The 5849-nt window shown below is 75.5% G+C and carries 6 protein-coding genes; 4 read left to right on the top strand and 2 right to left on the bottom strand.

Translation table 11 applies throughout. The features are described 5' to 3' along the window. Positions 1-440 (top strand): ROK family protein (locus ADY01_RS31610; protein WP_049580158.1); only part of this gene is annotated, 440 nt, incomplete at its 5' end. Here ADY01_RS31610 and ADY01_RS31605 read toward each other — a convergent pair. Continuing rightward, positions 427-1170 (bottom strand): GntR family transcriptional regulator, encoded by a 744-nt coding sequence (locus ADY01_RS31605; protein WP_049580157.1) that lies wholly within the window; start codon positions 1168-1170, stop codon positions 427-429. The genes ADY01_RS31610 and ADY01_RS31605 overlap by 14 nt on opposite strands. 133 nt (positions 1171-1303) lie before the next feature. On the opposite strand from ADY01_RS31605, the gene ADY01_RS31600 reads away from it, so the two are divergent. Beyond that, entirely contained in the window at positions 1304-2080 is a 777-nt protein-coding gene (locus ADY01_RS31600; protein ID WP_078900782.1) for an SDR family oxidoreductase, read from the top strand. A gap of 36 nt (positions 2081-2116) precedes the next feature. Here ADY01_RS31600 and sigJ read toward each other — a convergent pair whose 3' ends face one another. Further along, the gene (gene sigJ / locus ADY01_RS31595; RefSeq protein ID WP_049580155.1) at positions 2117-3088 is read right to left on the bottom strand and encodes an RNA polymerase sigma factor SigJ; all 972 of its coding nucleotides are present in this window, start codon (positions 3086-3088) and stop codon (positions 2117-2119) included. A gap of 283 nt (positions 3089-3371) precedes the next feature. Here sigJ and ADY01_RS31590 point away from each other — a divergent pair, with 283 nt between their 5' ends. Continuing rightward, complete coding sequence (locus ADY01_RS31590; RefSeq protein WP_107081887.1) at positions 3372-4034, top strand: GNAT family N-acetyltransferase; 663 nt, start codon at positions 3372-3374, stop codon at positions 4032-4034. Between the two features lie 31 nt (positions 4035-4065). After that, on the top strand, positions 4066-5748 hold the full coding sequence (locus ADY01_RS31585) for a DUF885 domain-containing protein (RefSeq protein WP_049580154.1): 1683 nt from the start codon (positions 4066-4068) through the stop codon (positions 5746-5748). Positions 5749-5849: the final 101 nt, after the last annotated feature.

Raw genomic sequence — 5849 nt, 5'->3', positions numbered from 1 at the left:
GCCGGGGGCCGGCCGGGGAGATCGGGGCGCTGCATCTGCTGGGGCGGCAGGCGACGCCGGAGCGGCTGCTGTCCACCTCGGGCGAGCCGCTCGACCCGCTCGACGAGCTGGCGGTGGCGCGGGTGATCGCGGAGGCCAGGGAGGGCGACCGGCGGGCCGGGGCGGCGGTGGGCCGTTTCGTCGCGCGTCTGGTGCACGACGTGGCGGCGCTGGTGCTGGCGCTCGACCCGGAGCTGGTGGTGATCGGCGGCTGGGCGGCGGGGCTCGACGGCGTGGTGGAGCCGGTCAGGCGCGAGCTGGAGCGTTACTGCCTGCGCACGCCCCGGGTGGTGGCCTCCGCGCTGGGCGGGGCGGCCGTCGCCACCGGGGCGCTGCGGCTGGCGCTGGACGAGGTGGAGCGGGAGCTGTTCGCCGTGGAGGGCGGGGTCAGCTCGCGCTGAGGGAGAGCGGCGCCTGGTTGCCGAAGGTGAGGCGGCAGGTGTCGGCCCGGTAGGTGGACACGCCGACGGCCACGGTGCGGCCCGCGGCCGCGTAGCGGGTGGTGACGATCAGCACCGGGGAGCCGGGCAGCCGGTCCAGGCGGCGGGCGTCCTCCGAGCCGGCCGAGCCGAGCTCGACGGCCCGGTCCTGGCCGCCGGCCTCCAGGCGCTGGAGCCGCGCCAGGATGGCGCGGGCCCGCTCGGCGCCGGGGGCCGGCCGGGGCCCACCGCCCGCGGGCAGCGCCGCGGACGCGATGTAGAGCTGCTCGGCGGCGACGGGCTGGCCGTGCGCGACCAGGGTGCGGTGCACGACCTCGACCGGCTCGTCCGCGGGCACGTCGAGCGCGCGCGCCACCGCGGGCGGCGGCGCGGTGGTGACCGAGTCCCCCGCGACCCAGGTGTCGCCCGGGGCGCCGGGCCAGGTGTGCTGCCGGGGGCTCACGTCCACGCCGACGCGCGGCGGCGCGACCGTGGTGCCGACGCCGCGGCGGCGCTGGAGGCGGCCCTCCAGTTCGAGCTGGTCGAGGGCCTGGCGCAGGGTGGCGCGGGCGACGCCGAACCTGGCGGCGAGCTCCCGCTCGTTCGGCAGGGCCTGGCCGACGGAGAACTCCGTGTCGAGGGCCCGTGACAGCACCGCCTTGAGGTGCCGGTACTTGGGCTCCGGCTGCTGGTCGAGCTCTGTGGTCCCCACCCGTGCCTCCACGTTCGTCCACGGGCGTGCGATCGCCGCGCGGCTCGATTATGAAAGGTTGTTGCGTATATGGGACCTTAGGCCGGTCGGGGGGCTTGGTCAAGACCAATCCGCCCGACCGTAGAGTCGTCGTGTGCACCAGGGACAGCAGAGGGACCGGACGGAACAGAAGGTGACGGTGGTCACCGGCGGCAGCCGGGGCATCGGGGCGGCGGTCGCCGTACGGCTCGCCGCGGCGGGCCACGACGTGGCGCTCGGCTATGTGCGGGACGCCGGCGCGGCGGAGCGGGTGGCCGACCGGGTCCGCTCGGCGGGCCGGGCTGCGCTGACGTTCCGCGCGGACGTGGCGGTGGAGAGCGAGGTGCACGGCCTGTTCGACGCGGCGGTGGCGCGTCTGGGGCCGGTGACCGGGCTGGTGAACAACGCGGGGGTGACCGGCCCGCTCGGCCGGTTCACCGAGACGCCGACCGACGTCATGCGGCGGGTGGTGGACGTCAACGTGCTGGGGACGCTGCTGTGCGCGCGGCGGGCGGCGCGGGAGATGTCGACGCGGCACGGCGGCTCGGGCGGCGCCATCGTGAACATATCCTCGGGCGCCGCCACCCTCGGCAGCCCCGGCGAGTACGTCCACTACGCGGCGACCAAGGCGGCGGTGGACGCGTTGACCGTGGGCCTCTCCAAGGAGTTGGGCCCCGAGGGGGTCCGGGTGAACTCGGTGCAGCCCGGCATGACCCTCACCGACATGCACGCCGCCATGGGCGACCCGGAGCGGCCCTGGCGCAACCCGGACCGGGTGCCGATGCGGCGCCCCGGCGAGCCGGAGGAGATCGCGGGCGCCGTCGCCTGGCTGCTCTCGGACGAGGCCTCGTACACGTCGGGCGCGGTGCTCCGGGTGGCGGGCGGGCTCTAGGGCCTGTCCGGCGTCAGGCCCGTGGAGCCTCCGGGGTCAGGCTCGTGGGCGGTCCTCCGCGTCGTCGAGGCGGATCCGGTGGTCGGGGACGGGGAGGTGGGCGATCTTGTCGGGGTTGCCGACCATCAGGACCCGCCGCACCAGGCCGTCGGCGACCTCCAGCAGGATGACGGCGTACGGGAGGCGGCCCTCCTCGCTGACCAGCAGGGCGGGGCCGCCGTTGAGGTCGACCAGGTGGAACTCCGGGACCACCAGCGCGCGCCGCGCGATGCCCGCGGTGAAGCGGCTGACGTCGCCCGCGCCGCGGATCGGGCGCAGCGGGCCCTTCGTCTTGCCGCCGCTGTCGCCGACGAAGGTGACGTCGGGGGCGAGGATCGTCAGCAGCCCGTCCAGGTCGCCTTCGAGGGCGGCGGCCAGGAACCGCTCGGTGAGGTGGCGCTGCTGGTCGGCGTCCACCGTGAACCGGGGGCGGCGCTCCTCCATGTGGCGGCGGGCGCGCCCGGCCAGTTGGCGCACCGCGTCCTGGCCGCGGCCCAGCGCGGTCGCGATCTCGGCATAGGGCAGGCCGAACGCCTCGCGGAGCACGAACACCGCCCGCTCCAGCGGCGAGAGCGACTCCATCACCAGCAGGACAGCGTAGGAGACGGTGTCGGCGAGGACCGCGCGGTCGGCGCCGTCGGGCGCCGCCTCGGGGCCGAGGACGGCCCGGTCGGTGGGCAGCGGCTCGGGGAGCCAGGGGCCGACGTAGGTCTCCTTGCGGGCGGTCAGCTGCCGCAGCCGGTCGATGGCGAGGCGGCTGACGATGCGCACCAGGTAGGCGCGCGGCTCCTGGACGTCGGAGCGGTCGCCCGCCGACCAGCGCAGCCACGCCTCCTGAACGGTGTCCTCGGCGTCGGTGACCCGGCCCAGCATGCGGTACGCCACTGCGAAGAGCGTCGAACGGTGCTCCTCGAAGAGGGCCAGGGCCTTGTCGTCCGCGTCGCCCGCGTCATCCGCGTGTTCTCCCACGGGTTCATCCCACCCGAGGCCGCTCCGCCCTGTCCAGTCGAGGGTGCGGAGCGGCCGTTCCGGGGCGCGGAGGTGACGGGCCCGAGGCACGTGCGGCCGGTCCCGGGTAACGCACCTCACACACCGGCCGTGACCGCTGCGCGGTACGCCTGCTGCCGGAGACGTCCCGGGAGCCTTTCGACGCCCCAATGACCCCAAAGAGAACATTTCCCGCGTAGGCCCCTTTACCCTTCGGTCACAGGGCGTTCGTGATCACGCAATAACTGAGCGCGAGAGTGCTCCCATGGACGACTCCGACGCACCCGGCACCTCGATTCACTTTCCCCGCGGCCGACTTGGGCGGACCGCCGGGGGCTATGTGTCGGGGCGCGCCTGCCCGCCGCTCGCGGGGCGCGAGGCGGACCTCGGTCCGCGCCCGCGCGTGGTGACGGCTGGGGGCCGGGATCTGCTGCTGCGGGCCGCGGGCCCCGGCGACCTGGACGCGGCGCTCGCGCTGCACCGGCGGTGCTCGGAGCGGACGCTGGACCGGCGCTACCGGGGCGGCGCCGAGGAGGCCGACGGTCATCTGCGGAACCTGCTCAGCCCGAGCCTCGGCCGCAGCGTGGTCGCCGTCACCGGCGGGGGCGAGGTGGTCGCGCTCGGCCATCTGCTGTGGGACGAGGAGGAGTCGGAGGTCACGCTGCTGGTCGCGGACGCCTGGCAGCGGCTCGGGGTGGGCACGGCGGTGCTGCGCTCGCTGATCGGCCTGGCCGCCCGCGCCCGCAGCGAGGTGGTGTACGCGGTCACGCAGGAGACCAACGCCGGGATGATCGCGGTCATGCGCGCGACCGGCCTGCCGGTGGACCACCGGGCCGAGGACGGCGCGCTGGTGATCGCCGCCCGGCTCGCTCCCGGCGGCAGGTACCCCCGGCCGCCCGCCGCGCTCCCCGCGCCGGCCGGGTGGTGACGTACGCGGCTTCGCATACCAGGATGGGTCCATGTCAGATCTACGCGCTGCTCTTCCCCGTCGGCTCGCCGATTCCTACGTGGACGAACTGGTGGAGCTCGACCCGCTCACCGGCACCTACCTGGGCGTGCCCGGCACGGCTGACCGCCTGCCCGACTTCTCCCCGGCGGGCCAGGAGGCCCTCGCCGACCTCGCCCGCCGCACGCTGGCCCGGCTCCCCGCGGCCGAGGCGCTTCCCGGGGGCGACGGCGACGCCGAGCGGCGCTGCGGCCGGCTGCTGCGCGAGCGGCTGACCGCCGAGCTGGCGGTGCACGACGCGGGTGAACCGCTGCGCGCGGTCAGCAATCTGCACTCGCCGGTCCACTCGGTGCGCGAGGGGTTCACGATCACCCCCACCGAGACGGAGGAGGACTGGGCGGCGGTGGCGCGCCGCCTGCGCGCGGTGCCCGGGGCCCTGGACGGATACCGGGCGTCGCTGGCCGAGGGCCTGAACCGTTCGCTGCACGCGGGCCCCCGGCAGGTGGAGACGGTGATCGGGCAGCTCGGCGAGTGGACGGAGGGGGCGGGCGGCGGCTGGTTCGGCGCGTTCGCGGCCGACGGCCCCGAGGCGCTCCGCGCGGAGCTCGACGCGGCGGCGCGGGAGGCGACCGGCGGCGTCGTCCGGCTGCGGGAGTGGCTGCGGGACCGGTACGCGCCCGCGGTCGCGGGCTCCCCCGAGATCGTCGGCCGCGAGCGGTACGCCCGCTGGGTGCGCTACTGGAACGGAACGGACCTGGATCTGGAGGACGCCTACGCCTACGGCTGGTCCGAGTTCCACCGGCTGCACGCCGAGATGCGGGCCGAGGCGGGGAAGATCCTGCCGGGCTCCTCGCCGTGGGAGGTGCTGCACCACCTGGACACCGAGGGCGAGGCGGTCGAGGGCGTCGAGGCGGTGCGGGAGTGGCTCCAGCGGCTCATGGACGACGCGATCGGCGCCCTGGACGGCACGCACTTCGAACTGGCCGACCGGGTCAAGCGGGTGGAGTCGATGATCGCGCCGCCCGGCAGCGCGGCGGCGCCCTACTACACCAGCCCCTCGCTCGACTTCTCCCGTCCGGGCCGCACCTGGCTGCCGACGCTGGGCCAGACCCGTTTCCCCGTCTACGACCTGGTCTCCACCTGGTACCACGAGGGCGTGCCCGGCCACCACCTCCAGCTGGCGCAGTGGGTGCACGTCGCGGACGACCTGTCGCGCTACCAGACGACGGTGGGCGGGGTCAGCGCCAACGCCGAGGGCTGGGCGCTGTACGCGGAGCGGCTGATGGACGAGCTGGGCTTCCTGTACAACGCGGAGCGCCGACTCGGCTATCTGGACTGCCAGATGATGCGCGCGGTGCGGGTCATCATCGACATCGGGATGCACCTGGAGCTGCGGATCCCGGACGACTCCCCGTTCGAGCCGGGCGAACGCTGGACGCCCGCGCTGGCGCAGGAGTTCTTCAACCGGCACAGCGGGCGCCCCGCGGACTTCGTGGAGAGCGAGCTGGTGCGCTATCTGGGCATGCCGGGGCAGGCCATCGGCTACAAGCTGGGCGAACGCGCCTGGCTCCGGGGCCGGGAGGCGGCGAAGGCGGCGCACGGCGCGGCGTTCGACGCGAAGAAGTGGCACATGGCGGCGCTGTCGCAGGGCGCGCTCGGCCTGGACGACCTGGTCGCCGAGCTGTCGGTGCTCTGACCGCCTCCGGCGCCCGCGGTGCGACCCGTGGGGCGCGCACGGTGCGCGTGCGCGCCCCTGGCGGCCGCGGCGACCGGGTCGGCGGCCGGCGGGCCGAAGGG

This window comes from Streptomyces sp. SBT349 (genome assembly GCF_001083795.1).
Taxonomy (GTDB): domain Bacteria; phylum Actinomycetota; class Actinomycetes; order Streptomycetales; family Streptomycetaceae; genus Streptomyces.
This window is presented reverse-complemented; position numbering and strand designations above follow the sequence as displayed.